Source organism: Streptomyces sp. NBC_00190 (assembly GCF_036203305.1).
GTDB lineage: Bacteria > Actinomycetota > Actinomycetes > Streptomycetales > Streptomycetaceae > Streptomyces.
In genome coordinates this window covers 7362475-7379316 of record NZ_CP108131.1, presented here as the reverse complement: position 1 = coordinate 7379316, position 16842 = coordinate 7362475, and the positions used below count along the sequence as shown (strand labels likewise).

The following is a 16842-nucleotide window of genomic DNA, read 5'->3' as shown; positions in this document are numbered from 1 at the left end:
CGGCTATGATCCGCCCGGCACCACGGCCGAGGTCCAGCCGGGACGAGCCGGGAAGAGACCCAGCGGCCGCTGCGGCCAGGACGTGAAGGGTGCGGCGTACCACCACCCGCCCGCCTTGCCCGCACGGTCCGGCGCGGCTCCCGCCGGCCGCTCCCGCCCGGTCCCGAACGGCGGGGTGTCCTGCCCGCACCGCGCCCCCTCCGGCGGTAGCGCCCCGGTCAGGACGTACCGGACCACGTGCCGCTCCACACAGGCACTCGGATTGTCCAGCGCGGTGTGCCCGTAGCCGTCGAGCGTCAGCAGCCGGGCCCCCGCGAGTTCCGTGACCATCGCCTGCCCCGCCCGGCAAGGGGTCGACGGGTCGTAGACCGCGTTGACCACCAGCACCGGATGCCCGGTGGTCCGGTTCCACGGGCCCGTGTACGGGGCGGCCGCCCGGGCCGGCCACGCGGTGCAGGGCTCGTTGGCCCAGGCCCACCACCGGGCGAGCGCCCCGGCCTGCTTCACGGCCCGCTCCTCCAGCGCGGGATAGTGCCCGGACGAGGCGGGGTTGGGGCTTTCGGCGCACAGCACCGCGAGCGACTGCTCGAACCCCGGATAGCGGGCGGGCCCGGCCGGCGCCGGAGGCTCCGCCGGCACCCGTCCCTGCCACAGCGACTGCAGAGTTCCGGCCGTCCCCGTCCAGCCCGGATGCACCGTGTAGAGCCCGCTGCGCACCTCGTTCACCGCGCGCGCGTACGTCCAGCTCCCGACCGGCCGCCCGGCGAGGCGCTCCAGCAAGGTGTCGTACTTGGCCCGGGTCGCCGCCGGGCTCCCGGCGGAAAACGCACACCGGGACACCGTCGCGCGGCCGCAGTGGTCGAGGAACTGACCGAGGGTGTCGGCGGAGCCGAGGTACGAGCCGAGGCGCAGGAAGGTGTTCAGCTCGGGCTCGCCGTCCGCGCCGCGGTTCACCCATGCCTGCGGGTCGACGTTCCCGTCGGCCACGAGCCGTCCGACCCGGTCGGGGAACAGGTTCGCGTACGTCGCGCCGAGCAGGGTTCCGTACGAGATGCCCCAGTAGCGCAGCCGGTCCTCCCCAGCCGCCCGGCGCAGCAGGTCCAGATCGCGCGCGGTGTCGGCGGTCGAGATGTGGCGCAGCAGCTCCGGCTCACGGCGCTCGCACCGCTTCGCGAGGTCGGCGTACGCGGCGACGTACGCACGCCGCATGCTCCGGCTCCCCTTCTCCCCCGGCTCTCCTCCTGTGGAAATCAACAAGACGAGACGGTTCGCACCGCAGTAGGCTGTTCCCATGTGCGTGCACTACCTGTTCCTCTGACCCCGCTGCGCGATCCGGACACGGCCACCGCGTAGCCGGTTCGCGCTGCCCTTCGCCAGGAAGCAGGTACCACGCCCCAGAGGATTCCCATGCACTCCACCAGTCCCGCCGCTCCCACCGCCGCCGCCTCCACCACACCGGTCTCGCAGCTCGCCCTCACCGACGTCTGCAAGGCCTACGGCGACCGCGTCGTGCTCGACCAGGTCTCCTTGACCCTGCGTCCCGGCGAGAAGGCCGCCGTCATCGGCGAGAACGGTTCCGGCAAGTCGACCCTGATGCGGCTGATCGCCGGGGTCGAGGCACCCGACCACGGCCAGATCACCCGCAGCTTCCCCGGCGGCATCGGGCACCTCGCGCAGACCCTCGCTCTCGGGCCGGACCGCACCGTGCGGGACGCCGTCGACTCGGCCCGGTACGAGCTGCGGACGCTGGAGGCCGACATCCGGGCCGCCGAGGCCGCGCTCGCCCACGCCGGGCCCGCCGAGCTCGACGCGTACGGTGACCTGCTCACCGCGTACGAGGCCCGCGACGGCTACACGGCCGACGCCCGCACCGATGCCGCCCTGCACATGCTCGGCATCGGGCACATCGGCCGCGAGCGGACCCTCGGCTCACTGTCCGGCGGCGAGCAGTCCCGGCTCGCCCTCGCCTGTGTGCTCGGCGCGTCCCCGGAACTGCTGCTGCTGGACGAGCCGACGAACCACCTCGACGAACCGGCCGTGGCATGGCTGGCGGAGCGGCTGCGCGCGCACCGGGGCACGGCGGTCGTCATCACGCATGACCGCGCGTTCGTGGAGGCCGTGTCGACGACCGTGCTGGAGGTCGACCACGATCTGCGGACCGTCACGCGGTACGGGGACGGCTGGGCAGGATACCGGGCCGCGCGAGCCGCGGCCCGTCGGGGACGCGAGCAACGCCACCAGGAGTACCTCGGCGAACTCGCCCGCACGCGGCACCTCGTCGACGCCGCAGGGCACCGGCTCGCCACCACCGGCAAGGACCCGCGGGAGGGCTTCGGCAAGCACCGGCGCTCGCACGAGGCCAAGCTGTCCGGGCAGGTCCGGGCAGCGCGTCGGCATCTGGACCAGCTGCTGCGGGAGCCCGTCGCGGCGCCGCCCGATCCGCTTCGGTTCACCGCGCGGATCGACGAGGACGGCGACGCCCTGCCGGAGGACACCCCGTACGTGGCGGAACTGGCCGCGGTCCGGGTCGGCGGGCGGCTGAACGTTCCGGAGTTGGCGATCGGCCCGGGAGCCCGGCTGCTGGTCTCGGGTCCGAACGGGGCGGGCAAGTCCACGCTGCTGCGGGTGCTCGCCGGTGACCTCACACCGGACCAGGGCACGGTGCGGTGCGGGACATCGGTCGGCTACCTCCCGCAGGAGGTCGCCGTCGATCCGGGCCAGCACCCACTGCTGCACGGCTTCGCCGCCGGACGCCCCGGCGACCCGGAGGAGTACGCAGAGCAGCTCCTCGGCCTCGGGCTGTTCCGCGCGGAGGACCTGCGGGTGCCCGTGGCGTCGCTCTCGATCGGCCAGCGCCGCCGGCTGGAACTGGCCCGGCTCGTGACCCGGCCCGCCGGACTGCTCGTCCTGGACGAGCCGACCAACCACGTGTCCCCGGCACTGGTCGAGGAGTTGGAGGAGGCCCTGGCCGCCTTCCGCGGCGCGGTGGTCGCGGTCTCCCACGACCGCCGCTTCCGCTCCACCTTCGCCGGCCCTGGCCTGGAGCTCCGCTCGGGCTCCCCGGTGGCGGGGTCGGTACGGCACGTCTAAGCGACGTCTAAGCGGCCTCGGGGATGCGCCCCACTTCCCAGAGGCCGCTTAGCTCCTCGCGAATGCCGCCCGCGCGGGAGCGGTCGAGGGGCGGGTGTCAGTGGCCGGTGTCACGCTGAGGTCACAAGCGGTCTACGAAAGGCAATCGCCGTGATCACCACTGACTTCGTCCCCGGCTCCCCCTGTTGGCTCGACCTCGGCGCCCCCGACGTCCCTGCCGCCGCGGCCTTCTACGGCGCCGTACTCGGGTGGGACTACGAGTCCATGGGTGAGGCGGAGGACATGGAAGGCGGGATGTTCCGGAAGGACGGCAAGATCGTCGCCGGGCTCGGAAAGCTCACCGAGGGGGGCGCGCGCTCGGCTTGGATGATCTACTACAGCGTCGCCGACGCCGACGCCACGACGCAGGCCGTCGAGGGCGCCGGCGGCACGGTGCGGGTGGCGCCCAGGGACCTCGACGAGTGGGGCCGGATGGCGCAGTACACCGACCCGCTGGGAGGCCAGTTCGCCGTCTGGCAGCCGGGAACGAATACGGGCGTCGAGCTGGTGGACGAGCCGGGCTCGCTGTCCTGGACCGAGCTGTACACGAGCGACGCCGCCGCCGCGAAGGAGTTCTACGGCGGTGTCTTCGGCTGGCAGTTCAGTGACATGCCGCTGCCGGGCGGCGGGGGCACGTACGCCCTCATCACCCCCGCCGGGCTGCCCGCCGAGCGCATGCACGGCGGCCTCATGGAACTCCCCGGGGAGAACCTCGCCCTGTCCGGCGGACGGCCGTACTGGCACCCGGTCTTCCACGTCACCGACTGCGACGCCGCGGTCGCCAGGGTCACCGAGAACGGTGGCAGCGTGCAGATGGGGCCGGAGGACGCCGAGGGTGTCGGCCGGCTGGCCGTCTGCCTCGACCCGTCGAACGCGGACTTCGTCCTGCTCACCCCCACCCGGAGCTGAGCCCGGCGGGGCGGTTCATCCCGCCAGGAGGAGCAGCGGGGCCGGGCTTCCGTCCGCCCAGCCCTCGGTGATCACGGCGAGCGCGTCGCCCACCGCCGCCCCGTGGAGGAAGGCCGCGCGGTGGCCGCCGACGACCCGGGCGCCCGAGCCGTCCCAGGCGACCGGCACCAGCCGCGCCAGGCCGGGGACGGGCCGTAGGTCGCCGCTCACCGGGACCTGCGGCAGGGGCGGAAGGCTGCGGCCGGACAGCCCGGCGAGCAGCGGGGCGAGGAGGGTGTGGGCGGCGACGAGTGCCGCGTACGGGTTCCCCGGCAGGCCCACCACCCACCGCCCGGATCCGAGTCCCGCGAGCAGCTGCGGATGCCCCGGCCGGCAGGCCACCGTGTCGACGACCATCCGGGCGTCGGCGTCGCCCAGCAGGTGCCGCAGCTGGTCGGTGGTCCCGACGGAGGTGGACCCCGTGACGACGATGACGTCCGCGTCCCGCAGCCCGTGCACGGCCTCGGCGAGCAGCCCGGCCGGGCGGTCGGGGACGTGCTGCACTCCGACGGCCGCGCCGCCGAGAGCGGTGACCAGGGGCGGCAGGAGCGGACCCAGGGCGTCGCGGATCCGCCCGGGGCCGGGCCTGCCGTCGCGGTCCAGCTCGTCACCGGTGACGAGGATCCTGACCCGGGGCCGGGGCCGCACCCGGAGCACGTCGTAGCCGCAGGATGCGGCGAGCCCGAGCAGCGCCGGGCCGACCCGGGTCCCGGCCGGAGCGAGGCACGTCCCCGCCGGGGCGTCCTCACCGGCGCGCCGGATGTGCTCGCCGGGTGCCTGCGCGGGTCCCGACACCCAGCCGTCGCCTCCCGCCGCCCGTTCCAGTGGCAGGACCGCGCGGGCGCCTGCCGGGACCGGAGCCCCGGTGGAGATCTCCACTCCCTCTCCCGGCGCGATGGGTCCGTCCCAGGCGGTGCCGGCCCGGACCGTCCCCCTGATGCGCCAGGGCCCTTCGCCCGCCACCGCGTAGCCGTCCATCGCTGCCGTGTCGAACGCCGGGAGCGGGTGGTGGGTCCGCAGGGCGTCGGCCAGGGTCAGCCCCGTTGCCGCGGCCAGGGGTACCGTGCGGGCGGCCAGTGGCAGCGGCACTTCATGGGCCAGCGCCCGGGCCCGCTCCCAGGGCATCTCCTGCGCGGGTGCGCGGTGCGCGGTGGTGGTGTCGGTCGTCAGAAGCATGGCACCAGCCTGGGACCGTGGGTTTTCCGTTGGCTGCGGGGCGGGTTGCCGTTGTGGACCAGCTTGCTCACCCACTGCCCCCGATCCCTGTGAGCCCTGGTCCTCCCCGTACGTCCGAGATCCTTGTCCTCCTCGTCCCGGCGGGCACCCAAATGTGCGCAACTGCTCCCATCCGGTGTGTCGCCGGAAACGGAGGTACCTCCGGTGCGCCATGTTCTCTCCGTTGGCCCACGTCGCGCACATGCGGCAATTCAGTGCCATGGGGAGGTTTCCGATGGGTGTGAGCGGCGTCGGGAAGGAAGAGCCGGATGACGTGCCACCGACGACAGCCCGAGAGCCGGAGGGAACCGCCGCCGCGCCCGCGGGGCCTCCACCGGGGCCTCCACCGGGGCCTCCACCGGGGCCGACGCGTCCGGAGTTCTGGCGCAGTCCCCTGCGGGGGCCCTGGTTCACCGCGGTGTTCGGGCTCGTCCTGCTGTTCGGGATCACGGTGCTGTTCGTGACGGGCCTGCTGTCGTACGCGGCGTACAACCCCGATCTGGCGGCGGTCAACGACCAGACTCCGGACAAGGGGTGGCTCGGCTTCTACCTGTTCTCCTGGCCGACTTCCCCGTACTGGCTCTACCGGCTGACCCAAGGCGTGCACGTGACGCTGGGGATCGTGCTGGTACCCGTGCTGCTCGCGAAGCTGTGGTCGGTCATTCCGAAGCTGTTCGAGTGGCCCCCGATCCGCTCGGTGAGCCACGCCCTCGACCGCTTGTCGCTGCTCCTGCTGGTCGGCGGCGCCGGCTTCGAGTTCGTCACCGGCATCCTCAACGTCCAGCTGCACTACATCTTCCCCGGCTCCTTCTACACGCTGCACTTCTACGGGGCCTGGGTGTTCATCGGCGCCTTCGTGGTGCACGTGACCTTCCGGCTGCCCAGGGCGCTGCGGGCCGTCCGGCACCGGTTTCAGAAGCCCGCGGCGGGTACCGAGGAGGCGGTCGGTCTGGTCTCGCCGCGGCCTGCGGAGCCGACCATCTCGCGCCGGGGCGCCGTGGCCATGGTCGGGCTCGGGTCGATGACCCTGCTGGTGGTCACGGCGGGGCAGAGCATCGGCGGATGGTGGCGGCAGACGGCGCTGCTGGCACCGCACGGCCGGGACCCAGGCTCGGGCCCGAACGGCTTCCAGATCAACAAGACCGCCGCCTCCGTCGGCATCCGGCCCAGCGACATCGGTCCCGCCTGGCGGCTGACCGTACGCGGCGCCGGACGTCAGGTCGACCTGACGTACGAGCAGCTGCTGGCCATGACGCAGCGCGAGGCGGCCCTCCCGATCGCCTGTGTGGAAGGCTGGTCCACCCCCGACCAGCTGTGGAGCGGGGTCCGGCTCACCGATCTGGCCGCCGTCGTCGGGCTCGGCGCGCACACGCCCGAGGTCCTGGTGGAGTCGGTGCAGCGCGGCGGCTCGTTCCGTTCGGCCGTGCTGCGCGACAACCAGGTCCGCGACAGCCGCTCGCTCCTGGCCGTCCGGGTCAACGGAGCGGTCCTCTCGCCCGACCACGGCCATCCGGCGCGGATCATCGTCCCCGGGGCGCCCGGGGTGCACAACACCAAGTGGGTCACCCGTCTGACGTTCGGAGAGCCGGCATGACCGCTTCGACCGTCTTCCGCCGCCGCTACGGCGCCTCCCCGCTTCACCTGCTCCTCGTCCTGGTCTCCTTCGCCCTCGCCGCCTACGCCGGACTGCGCCTGTTCGAGGGGGACACGCTCGGCGTGGCCCTGTGGTTCGTCGGGGCGGCCCTCCTCCACGACCTGGTACTGCTTCCCCTGTATGCGGTGACCGACCGGGCGGCGCAGGCCCTGTTCCCCCGGGGCCGGGATGACGATCGGCCCGCGCCACGGGTGAGCGTGAACTACGTCCGGGTGCCCGCGTTCGTCTCCGGTGTCCTGCTGCTGGTCTGGTGGCCGCTGGTCTTCCGCCGGGTCGGGCACTACACGGCTGCTACCGCCCTCCCGGCGGACGGCTTCCTGGCCCGGTGGATGCTGATCACCGCGGCCCTGTTCGCGGCCTCGGCCGTGGTCCTGGTCGTACGGACCCGGCACTGGAGCCGCCGCCCCGGCACACGGTCGTGATCACGGCGGGGGGACGGTGCAGGGACAGAGGCCCAGGGGCCCTCGCCTTCCGCGTCAGCCGCTCGCGCGGCGCCAGGGGATCTCGGCCCACACCTGCTTGCCGCCGCTGAGCGGCACCGAGCCCCAGGCCGTCGAAGTCGCCTCGACGATGAGCAGCCCGCGACCGCCGGTCGACTCCCAGCTCACCGACACCGGTTTGACGGGGCTGCGCGGCGACGCGTCGTTCACGGCGATCCGCAGCCGGTCCGCCGACAGGGTCAGATCCATCCCCACCTCGCCCTGGGTGTGCGCGATGGCATTGGTGACCAGCTCGGACACGACCAGCAGAGCCGCGTCGAGTTCCTCCACCACTCCCCACGAGCGCAGGGTGCGTGCGGTGAAGCGGCGCGCGTGCAAGACCGCCTTGGGCAGCCGCCACACCGTCCAGTGGCTCCGCATCGGCCGGCCCTGTGTGCCGTCGTAGCGCAGCAACAGCAACGCCACATCGTCGTCGCGACGGCCCACACCCACGACCAACTCGTCGGCCACCCCTCCGACATCGACCGGGTCGACCGCGGCGAGCACGTCGCACACCCGCCGCATGCCCTCCTCCAGAGGCAGCCTGGCGGACTCGACCAGGCCGTCCGTCAGCAGAACGAGCAGGGTTCCGGGGAGCAGCCCCGCCTCGGTCATGGGGAATTCGGCTTCCGCGGACACGCCCAGTGGAGGCCCGCCCTCCACCGCCATCTCCTCGGCGACGCCGTCGGGATGGCGCACTATCGGCGGCAGGTGGCCGGCCCGTACGACCCTGGCGATGCCCTCCTCCATGTCCAGGTCCACATACCCGCAGGTGGCGAAGAGATCGGTCTCCATGCCGACGAGCAGACGGTTGGCCCGCGCGACCACCACATCGGGCGGGTGGCCCTCCACCGCGTAGGCCCTGACCGCCGTACGCATCTGGCCCATGATGGTGGCGGCTCCCGCGCTGTGCCCCTGCACGTCCCCGATGACGAACGCCACATGACCGTTGCCGAGCGGAATGACGTCGTACCAGTCGCCGCCGACCTCGAGTCCCGCCGTCGCGGGCAGGTAGCGGGCGACAGCGACCCCGCCCGGCAGCTCCGGGAGCTTACGGGGCAGCAGACTGCGCTGGAGCATGGTGGCGAGTTCGCGGCTCGCGTCCAGTCCGTGGGCGCGTACCAGGGCCTGCCCCACCAGCCCCGCGGTCGCGGTCAGCAGCGACCGCTCCTCCGGTCCGAACCGGTGCTCCGCGTCCCACCCCACCAGACACACCCCGACGATCCTGCCCTCGGCGGGGAGCGGCAGCACCGCGAGACCACCGGGCCCGACGCCCAGAAGACCGGGCTCGAGAGCCGCGTCCGGCGGCCACAGACTCATGTGCCCCCCACGCAACGCGCTCTGCAGGGTGGGCAGGTCGCTGAGCGACACATCGGGCCACTCGGACCGCCATTCCGAGCGCCAGACCTCGGGCCAGGCGTCCGGGTCCGGGGGGTCGAGAGCGGTGACGATGAGCCGCTCGGGCTCCAGTTCGCCGACCGCGACCCGGGAGGCGCCGAGCGGCTCGCGCAGGGCGGCGACCACCAGTCGGCTGACCTCTCGGATGGTCGCCGCTCCCGCCAGCGTGGCCGACAGCCGTTGCACGAGGGAGACCTCGTCGGCGCTGGGACGCAGATAGGTGGCATCGGCCACCACACCCAGGACGCGCTGCGGTGTGCCGTCGGAGTCCACCTCCACGCGGCAGCGCAGCCCCAGCCAGCGCAGCTCTCCGTTCGGGCGGCGGATACGGAACGCCAGCTGCTGCCCTGCGGCGGCCAGCCGGTCCGGCTCCACGATCGCCATCAGCGCCGGCATGTCGTCCGGCACGGCGCAGGCGAGCAGGGTCTCCACCTGCCCGTCGAACTGCTCGGGAGGCAGACCGAGCAGTTCCAGCACATGCGCGTGGGCCTCCATGCGGCCGGTGCTCAGTTCCAGGATGAACGCGCCGCCTTGGTGGGGCACCAGGGACTGGCCCAGATGTGCCTGCGGGGCTTTGCGCCCGGCGAAGCGAGCGGCGACCGATTCGAGTCCGGCGGCCACCTGATCGGCGTAGAGCTCCAGGAGGCTGCGGTCGTCGGCGCTGAAGCCGTCCCCGACCGCGCCGGCGACGATCAGGCACCCGAGCTCCTGGTCGCCGTGTCCCAGTGGCAGCGCGCCCAGCGAGATCCTGGCCGGCGAGTTGGGGGCACCGTCCCCGACCCGGGTGGGGAAGTGGTGGGGATCTTCCTCGATGAACGTGGCGAGTTCCTTGGGAGTCAGCCACAGCGGCCGACCGGAGCGGAAGGCATTGGCGGCGGGCGAATGGCCGGCCACGGCGAGGATCGCGGGCAGTCCGTAGAGGACACCTCGGTTTCCGGTCAGCTCGGCCAGATGGAGCTCCCTGTCCTGGTCGGCGACCACGTAGACAGCGGCAAGCTCAGCCCCGCAGAACGCAAAGCGATGTCTGGTCACTGTCTGTATCGCCTCCTCCCGAGGAGCTCCGGCCGACCGCCCTCTCTCCATGCTGTCGCGCCCGGGACCGTTCGGGCGAGTCGGAACGCAGGCCGGGGCGGCCGGTGCCGCCTACGTTGCGTGCACCATGACGTGACAGGGCGGGTGCGGCCACGGTCGGCGTACGGCGGTCAAGACGGCGGGTGCCTGGGGGCCGAACGGGGCTTCCTCCTGGTCGCCGACCTGAGAGGCGCTGCCCACCGAGACAACCGATGGCGCCGCTCTGACGTCTTGACCTTCCGGTGGGCCCGCTCCCGAGGACTGGCTGGTCCCCCTCTTCCCCCACTGCGAGAGGTTCTCTGTCATGCCCATGGTTAGTTCCGGCTTCAGTGTCCTGTCCGAGGACTTCGCCGCCGCCCCGTACCGCTACTTCGCGTGGCTGAGGGAGCACGTACCGGTGCACTACGAGCCGGCGGTCGACAGCTACTTCCTCTCCCGCTACCAGGACGTGAAGCGGGTGCTCACCGACCACGAGGCGTTCTCCACCGAGATGCTCCAGGTGCGCGCCGAGCCGGTGATGCGCGGTCCGGTCCTCGCCCAGATGACCGGGGCCGAGCACACCGCCAAGCGAAAGATCGTCGTCCGGGGCTTCACGGGGCAGGCCCTGCAGGACCAGATTCGCGCCATCCGCGCCAGCGCCGACGACCTCATCGCCCCCTTCCTCCCTCGGGGGCGGATGGACCTCGTCAACGATTTCGGCAAGCCCTTCGCCATCAACGTGACCCTCGACATCCTCGGCCTGGACAAGAAGGACTGGCGACAAGTGGCCGCCTGGCACAGCGGGGTCGCCGAGTTCATCACCAGCATCGTCCTCACTCCCGAGCGCCGCCGGCACTGTCTGGACTGCGCCGAGCGGTTGGAGGCCTACCTCGTCCCCGTCATCGAACAGCGGCGCCGCCACCCGGGCGAGGACCTGATATCGAAGCTGTGCACTGCCGAGTTCGACGGCATCGCCATGAGCGACCGCGACGTCACCGCGCTGATCATCAACGTTCTCGTGGCCGCGGCCGAGCCGGCGGACAAGACGCTCGCCCTGCTCTTCAAGCACTTGATCGACCACCCCGAGCAGATGGCCCGGGTGTGCCAGGACGCGACCCTGCTGCCCGCCGCGATCGCCGAGACCCTGCGCTACACCCCGCCCGTCCAGCTCATCCCCCGCCAGGCGGAACAGGATGCCGTGTTCGCCGGCACCACCGTCCCGGCAGGCGCCACCGTCTTCTGCATGATCGGCGCGGCCAACCGCGATCCCGACGCCTTCGCCGCCCCGGACACCTTCGACATCCACCGCACCGACCTGGGCACCGCCCGCTCCTTCACCGCCGCCGCCCAGCACCTCGCCTTCGGTACCGGACTCCACCAGTGCGTCGGTGCCGCCTTCGCACGCGCCGAGATCGAGACCGTCGCCGCGATGCTGCTGCCCCTGCTGGACCAGGTCCGCTACAGCCCCGGCTTCCACTACCGGGAGACCGGCCTGTACACCCGCGGTCCCGCCTCCCTGTCCCTGGACTTCACTCCCGTCCACGAAGCCGGCACCGGCCACCGCCGGAGCGGGCGGGCGTAGGAATGAGGGGCCGGACCGGCACCACACGTGCCTCGTGACCGTCTTCACGAGGCGGGCACCGGTGTGCGGTGCCTCCGGGCATGGGCTGTCCGGCGCCGGCAACAAGGGGAAATGGGAGACGCCATGGTGTCCGTGGGAGAGAGACTCAGCACCGCGCGAGTTCGGGCCTTCATCGGCCGGGACGAACAACTCGCGCGATTCGGGGAGGCTTTGGCCGGCGATCCGCAGGCGCCGTTCGCGTTCTACGTGTACGGGCCGGGCGGTATCGGGAAGTCGACACTGCTGCGTCGTCTGGCGGACCACGCCCGTACGGCGGGACGACGGCTCGTCGAACTCGACGGCCGCTTCGTCAGCCGGGACCCGGCCGATTTCGAGCGAGCGGCCGGCCCTTTCCTGGACGTTCCCGGCACGGTCCTGGTCGTGGACTCCTTCGAGCACTGCCAGTGGCTGGAGAGCTGGCTGTGGCACCACTTCCTGCCCCGTGCCGCGGACGGCACCCTGGCCGTCCTGGCCGGTCGGCTCGCACCGCAGCCGCAGTGGGCCGCCGACCCGGCCTGGGCCGGACTCCTGCACGTGACCGAACTGGAACCGTTCTCCGACGATCAGGCGCGGAGCCTGCTGGCCGCGTCGCAGCTCCGCCCCGAGCTGCGCAGCCGGGTACTCCGATTCGCCGGAGGCAACCCGCTGGCCCTGTCGCTCGCGGCAGCCGCGGGATCGACAGGGTACGGCGAGGAGGAGATCTGGGCCCCCTCGGCGGACATCCTGCGCACCCTGCTGGCGGGGCTGATCGGTGAGGTGCCCACGGCCGCTCACCGCCGCGCCCTGGAGGTGGCGGCACAGGCGTACGCGACCTCCGAGGAGCTCCTCTCCTCGGTGCTGCCCGAGGAAGACGCCCACCTCCTCTTCTCCTGGCTGAGGGACCTGCCCTTCATGGAGTCCACGCACCGCGGGCTCTACCCCCACGACGCCGCACGCGAGACCCTGGCCGCCGACCTGCGCTGGCGGGCACCCACCGCCTTCGCGGCGATGCGCCGGCGCCTGGCGGAGGAGTACCTGCGCGTATTGCGCGAGGCACCCGAGGAGCGGGTGTGGACCGTCACCGACGAGCTCTTCTACCTCTTCCGGGAGGGCGAGACCCTGGCGCGACTGCGCACCTGGTCCCGCGAGGACGAGGTGCACGACCGCCCTCTGCACCCGGGCGACCTCGCCGTCGTCCTGCGCATGGCCGCGGAGACCGAGGGGGCGGCCTCCGCGGAACTGGTCCGCTACTGGGCGCAGCGCCAGCCGCAGGCCTTCAGCGTCTACCGCCTCGTGAGCACGGGCCGCATCGTGGCGTTCACGGCCCGACTCGCCCTGCCGGCCCCGCCCGACCCCCAGGACCTGGCCACCGATCCCGTCGTCGCCGCGGCGTGGGAGCACACCGCCACCACCGCTGCGGTGAACCCCGGCGAACACATCGGCATCAGCCGCTTCTCGGTCTACCCGGAGCGCTACCAGGTGCCCTCGCGCGTCATCGACCTGAGCAGTTCCCGCGCCCAGGCGGAATCCGCCCGTGCCCGCGGCCGCGCGTACGGCTTCGCCGTCTTCCGGGACGCCGAGACCTGGGCCGAGCGCGTCAAGGGCACACTCGCCGATACCGGGGCACGACCGCGAGTCGGTGAGCACACCTACGGGCTGTTCAGCGTCGACTGGCGCCAGGAACCCGTGGAGACCTGGCTTCGCCGCTTCATGTCGGCCACCGACGTACCTGTCCGGTCGGCACCGTCGCCCGTATCGCGCGCCGCGTTCGACCAGGCCGTACGGGAGGCGCTGACGCACTGGCGCGATGCGGGCGCCTTCGCCGCCGGTGCACTGATGCGCGCCCGTCTCGCGGCCGACTTCGCTGAGCCCGTCGAGGAGTTGCGCGCCTTGCTGCGTAAGGCTGTCGACGACCTCGCCCAGGACCCGCGCGGAGTGCGGGCCCGCGAGGCCCTGACGGCGGGCTACTTCTCCGGTGCGCCCACGCAGGAAGCAGCGGCCCGCCGTCTCAGCCTTCCGTACGGCACCTACCGGCGCCACCTGCGCCAGGGCCTCGACCTGCTGTGCGAGGCCCTGTGGCAGCGGGAACTGCACGGCCCCCTCAAGGATTCGTAGCCGGCGCCCTCGGCGTCCGTGCGTCCGCCGACGCACGGCTGCGCGCGGCCGATGGACGGGTGCGGACAGGACTGGACAGTCCCGGCCCGTTTTCTGCCTGGAAAGTGGACAGCGTCCCGCACGAGTCTGTGCGCCATGAACCTCCCACGCACACCGACGGCCCCGGCGCCGCCCGCACCTCGGCCGGGAGCCGCGCTCGCGGCGCTCGCCGCAGCCCAGTTCACGGTCATGCTCGCCACTTCGATCGTGAATGTGGCGCTTGCGCAGATCGGCGCCGGGGTGGGGCTGTCGGACGGCGGCACCACCTGGGTGGTCAACGCCTACGGCCTGGCCTTCGGGGCGCTGCTCCTGGCGGGCGGCCGGGCGGCCGATCTCCTCGGGCGCCGCCGGGTGCTGGTCCTTGGTCTCGCGCTGTTCGCGGTGGCCTCGCTGATGGCGGGACTGGCCGCCTCCGCGAACGTGCTCATCGCGGCACGTGCCATTCAGGGCCTCGGTGCCGCGGCCATCGCCCCGGCCGCGCTCGCCCTGGCGATGGACCTGTTCCCGCCCGGACCCGGGCGGGGCAGGGCACTGGGGGTGTGGGGCGCGGTCTCCGGCGCGGGTGGGGCGGGCGGCGTCGTGCTGGGTGGCGCCCTGACCCAGGCCTGGGGCTGGCCCTGGATCTTCCATTTCGTGGCGCTCGGGACGGCCCTGGTCCTGGTCGCCGTGGTGGTGCTCGTACCACGGACGGCCGCCCGGGCGACCGGGCCGTTCGACCTGCTGGGCACCGTCGTCGTCACCGTCGCCCTGACCTGCCTGGTCTGGGGACTGACCACCGCACGCGGCGCCGGCTGGACGGACGCCCGGGTGCTGGGCGCGCTCGTCGGCGCCGCCGCGCTCTTCGCGGCCTTCGCCGTGATCGAACTGCGCCGACCGAACGCCCTGGTACCGCCACGCCTGTTCACCACCGGCCGGGTCGCCGCGGGCAACCTGCTGATGGCGCTGCTGGGGTCCGTGTGGATCGCGCTGTTCTTCTTCCTGCCGCTCTACCAGCAACAGGTCCTGGGGTCGGATCCCCTGGTCACCGGAGCCGGTCAACTCCCGCTCGCGGCGGCCAATATGCTCGGCGCGGCCGTGGCACCCCGGATCGCCCGGCGCATCGGCGCCACCACGGCGTTGACCGCGGCCCTGTTCACCGAGGCCGCGGGCCTGCTGTGGCTGTCCCGGATCAGCGCCCACGGCAGCTACGCCACGGACGTCCTCGGTCCGACCGTCCTGGTCGGTCTGGGTCTGAGCGTCGCCTTCGTCCAGCTCACCGCGCTCGCCGTGGAAGGTGTCCCGCCGCAGGACGCGGGGCTGGCCGGCGGCCTGGTGAACACCACCCGCCAGGTCGGAGGTGCGATCGGCCTCGCCGCCCTGGCGACCCTGGCCGGTTCCGTCACCGCTCACGCCGCCGTCCACCAGCCGCGCCTGGAGGCGCTCACCGCCGGCTACCGCACTGCCTTCACGGTCTCGGCCTCGGTCCTGGCCGCCACCGCCCTCCTCGCCCTGTACCTCGCCCGCCGCGCCGGACCGCGCACCGCAACCACCTCCGGCGTGCACGAACCGGTACCCGGCGAGCGGCTCGTCCGCCCGCCTCACGTCGCGGGCTGAACAAACCACCTACCTGACACATCGTCACATCAACCGAAAGAAGTCTCCTGCCATGACTGCCGACAAGCCGTACCTGACCGGTCACTACACCCCCGTCACCAACGAGGTCACCGCCACCGGCCTCACCGTCGAGGGCACCCTGCCCCCCGAGCTGACCGGCCGGCTGCTCCGCAACGGCCACAACCCCAAGCCCGGGGTCACCCCGACGCACTGGTTCAAGGGCAGCGGCATGGTCCACGGGATCCGGCTGCGCGAGGGCCGGGCGGAGTGGTACCGCAACCGCTGGGTGCACACCCCCGCGCTGGAGGGCGCCCCGTACATGACGGAGCAGGGCCCGGACCTGACGGCCAGCGCCGCCGGCACCCACGTCATCGAACACGGCGGTCGCCTCCTCGCCCTGTGCGAGGCGAACCTCCCCTTCGAGCTCACCCCGGAGCTGGAAACGGTCGGAGCCCACGACTTCCGCGGCAAGCTGCGGACCGCGATGACGGCGCACCCCAAGGAGGACCCGGTGACGGGGGAGCTGCACTTCTTCGGGTCCTCCCCGTTCCCGCCGTTCCTGACGTACTACGTCGCCGATGCCAAGGGCGAGATCGTCGACAGCGCCGAGGTCCCGGGAGCGACGGCCTCCCTCAAGCACGACTTCGCCCTCACCCGCAACCACGTGGTCTTCGTCGAGGGCAACGTCACCTTCGACCCGACCGAGCACTCCGGCATCCCCTACGGCTGGAGCGACCAGCAGCTCTCGCGCATCGGCATCATGCCGCGCGGCAGCGACGGCGCCGGCCGCACCCGCTGGTTCTCCATCGAACCGGGCAACATGCTCCACGTCTCCAACGCCTACGAGGACGGCCAGGGCCGCATCGTCCTGGAAGGCCCCACCGTGGACCGCGAGGGATTCCGGCTGTCCTGGAACTGGTGGGTCGGCGCTCCCGGGCGGGGTACCGAGCCGGTCTCCCGCTCCTACACGCGCCGCTGGGTGGTCGACATGGCCTCCGGTACCGTCGACGAGCAGATCATCGACGACCTCGCGGTGGAGTTCCCCACTCTCAACGAGGACTACCTGGGCGCCGAGAACCGCTTCCAGTACGCCATCTCGTTCCCCGACGAGAAGGGCTTCGGCGGCTACGGCGTCGTCAAGTACGACCGCACCAGCGGCGCCCGCCGCATTCGCCAGGTCGGCGACGCCCGCATGCCCAGCGAAGCGGTGTTCGTCCCCGCGGCCGGGGCCGCGGGCGAGGACGACGGCTACCTCCTGACCGTCGTCTCCGACCTCAAGCAGGACGCCTCGCACCTGCTGGTCCTCGACGCTTCCGGCCTCGACCACGTCGCCACCGTCCACCTGCCCCACCGGGTGAGCGCCGGACTCCACGGCTCGTGGATCCCCGACACCTCCCTGGACGGCGCCGAGGGCTGAACCTCCCTGGACGGCGCCGAGGGCTGACCCGGCGACGCGACGAGACCCACCCCTGCCGGCCCGCGAATCCTTCGCGGGCCGGCATCGCCGTATCTCCGCCGGCACCGCGCTCCCCTCCCTCCCCTTCCCCTCCCCCTCCTCGCGGCCTCGGATCCGATCGGTCCTTGAGACGCCGAGGTCACTCTCTTGACCTGTGTGGCCTGAG

11 protein-coding genes are annotated in these 16842 nt (G+C 72.7%); 8 read left to right on the top strand and 3 right to left on the bottom strand.

What is annotated here, in order from left to right:
* Positions 1-3 precede the first annotated feature (3 nt).
* Positions 4-1209 carry an alpha/beta hydrolase gene (locus OG429_RS34160; protein WP_328929119.1) on the bottom strand — a complete coding sequence of 402 codons (1206 nt, stop codon included), beginning with the start codon at positions 1207-1209 and terminating at the stop codon, positions 4-6.
* Between the two features lie 198 nt (positions 1210-1407).
* On the opposite strand from OG429_RS34160, the gene OG429_RS34155 reads away from it, so the two are divergent.
* Entirely contained in the window at positions 1408-3090 is a 1683-nt protein-coding gene (locus OG429_RS34155) for an ABC-F family ATP-binding cassette domain-containing protein (RefSeq protein ID WP_328929118.1), read from the top strand.
* 150 nt (positions 3091-3240) lie between these two features.
* The gene (locus tag OG429_RS34150; RefSeq protein WP_328929117.1) at positions 3241-4038 is read left to right on the top strand and encodes a VOC family protein; all 798 of its coding nucleotides are present in this window, start codon (positions 3241-3243) and stop codon (positions 4036-4038) included.
* 15 nt (positions 4039-4053) lie between these two features.
* Here the strand turns inward: OG429_RS34150 and OG429_RS34145 are convergent, their stop codons facing one another.
* Positions 4054-5253: a molybdopterin molybdotransferase MoeA gene (locus OG429_RS34145; RefSeq protein ID WP_328929116.1), complete on the bottom strand. Its 1200-nt coding sequence runs from the start codon at positions 5251-5253 to the stop codon at positions 4054-4056.
* A 457-nt stretch (positions 5254-5710) separates the two neighbouring features.
* Here OG429_RS34145 and OG429_RS34140 point away from each other — a divergent pair, with 457 nt between their 5' ends.
* Together OG429_RS34140 and OG429_RS34135 are read left to right on the top strand one after the other, a co-directional pair.
* Positions 5711-6886 carry a molybdopterin-dependent oxidoreductase gene (locus OG429_RS34140; protein WP_443051291.1) on the top strand — a complete coding sequence of 392 codons (1176 nt, stop codon included), beginning with the start codon at positions 5711-5713 and terminating at the stop codon, positions 6884-6886.
* On the top strand, positions 6883-7368 hold the full coding sequence (locus tag OG429_RS34135) for a hypothetical protein (RefSeq protein ID WP_328929115.1): 486 nt from the start codon (positions 6883-6885) through the stop codon (positions 7366-7368). The genes OG429_RS34140 and OG429_RS34135 overlap by 4 nt, the downstream gene beginning before the upstream one ends.
* A 54-nt stretch (positions 7369-7422) precedes the next feature.
* Here the strand turns inward: OG429_RS34135 and OG429_RS34130 are convergent, their stop codons facing one another.
* The gene (locus tag OG429_RS34130; RefSeq protein ID WP_443051290.1) at positions 7423-9906 is read right to left on the bottom strand and encodes a SpoIIE family protein phosphatase; all 2484 of its coding nucleotides are present in this window, start codon (positions 9904-9906) and stop codon (positions 7423-7425) included.
* A gap of 292 nt (positions 9907-10198) precedes the next feature.
* Between OG429_RS34130 and OG429_RS34125 the strand changes: the two genes are divergently transcribed.
* From OG429_RS34125 to OG429_RS34110, 4 genes are all read left to right on the top strand, one after another.
* Entirely contained in the window at positions 10199-11455 is a 1257-nt protein-coding gene (locus OG429_RS34125) for a cytochrome P450, cyclodipeptide synthase-associated (RefSeq protein WP_328929113.1), read from the top strand.
* 132 nt (positions 11456-11587) lie between these two features.
* Entirely contained in the window at positions 11588-13588 is a 2001-nt protein-coding gene (locus tag OG429_RS34120; protein ID WP_328929112.1) for an ATP-binding protein, read from the top strand.
* Between the two features lie 135 nt (positions 13589-13723).
* Positions 13724-15220 (top strand): MFS transporter, encoded by a 1497-nt coding sequence (locus tag OG429_RS34115; protein WP_328929111.1) that lies wholly within the window; start codon positions 13724-13726, stop codon positions 15218-15220.
* Between the two features lie 52 nt (positions 15221-15272).
* On the top strand, positions 15273-16637 hold the full coding sequence (locus tag OG429_RS34110; protein ID WP_328929110.1) for a carotenoid oxygenase family protein: 1365 nt from the start codon (positions 15273-15275) through the stop codon (positions 16635-16637).
* Positions 16638-16842 lie beyond the last annotated feature (205 nt).

Bases quoted from the DNA above. Each gene is read 5' to 3' on its own strand.
- OG429_RS34125 (WP_328929113.1), top strand. From the start codon at position 10,199: ATGCCCATGGTTAGTTCCGGCTTCAGTGTCCTGTCCGAGGACTTCGCC.
- OG429_RS34110 (WP_328929110.1), top strand. From the start codon at position 15,273: ATGACTGCCGACAAGCCGTACCTGACCGGTCACTACACCCCCGTCACC.
- OG429_RS34135 (WP_328929115.1), top strand. From the start codon at position 6,883: ATGACCGCTTCGACCGTCTTCCGCCGCCGCTACGGCGCCTCCCCGCTT.
- OG429_RS34130 (WP_443051290.1), bottom strand. From the start codon at position 9,906: ATGGAGAGAGGGCGGTCGGCCGGAGCTCCTCGGGAGGAGGCGATACAG.
- OG429_RS34155 (WP_328929118.1), top strand. From the start codon at position 1,408: ATGCACTCCACCAGTCCCGCCGCTCCCACCGCCGCCGCCTCCACCACA.
- OG429_RS34160 (WP_328929119.1), bottom strand. From the start codon at position 1,209: ATGCGGCGTGCGTACGTCGCCGCGTACGCCGACCTCGCGAAGCGGTGC.
- OG429_RS34115 (WP_328929111.1), top strand. From the start codon at position 13,724: ATGAACCTCCCACGCACACCGACGGCCCCGGCGCCGCCCGCACCTCGG.
- OG429_RS34145 (WP_328929116.1), bottom strand. From the start codon at position 5,253: ATGCTTCTGACGACCGACACCACCACCGCGCACCGCGCACCCGCGCAG.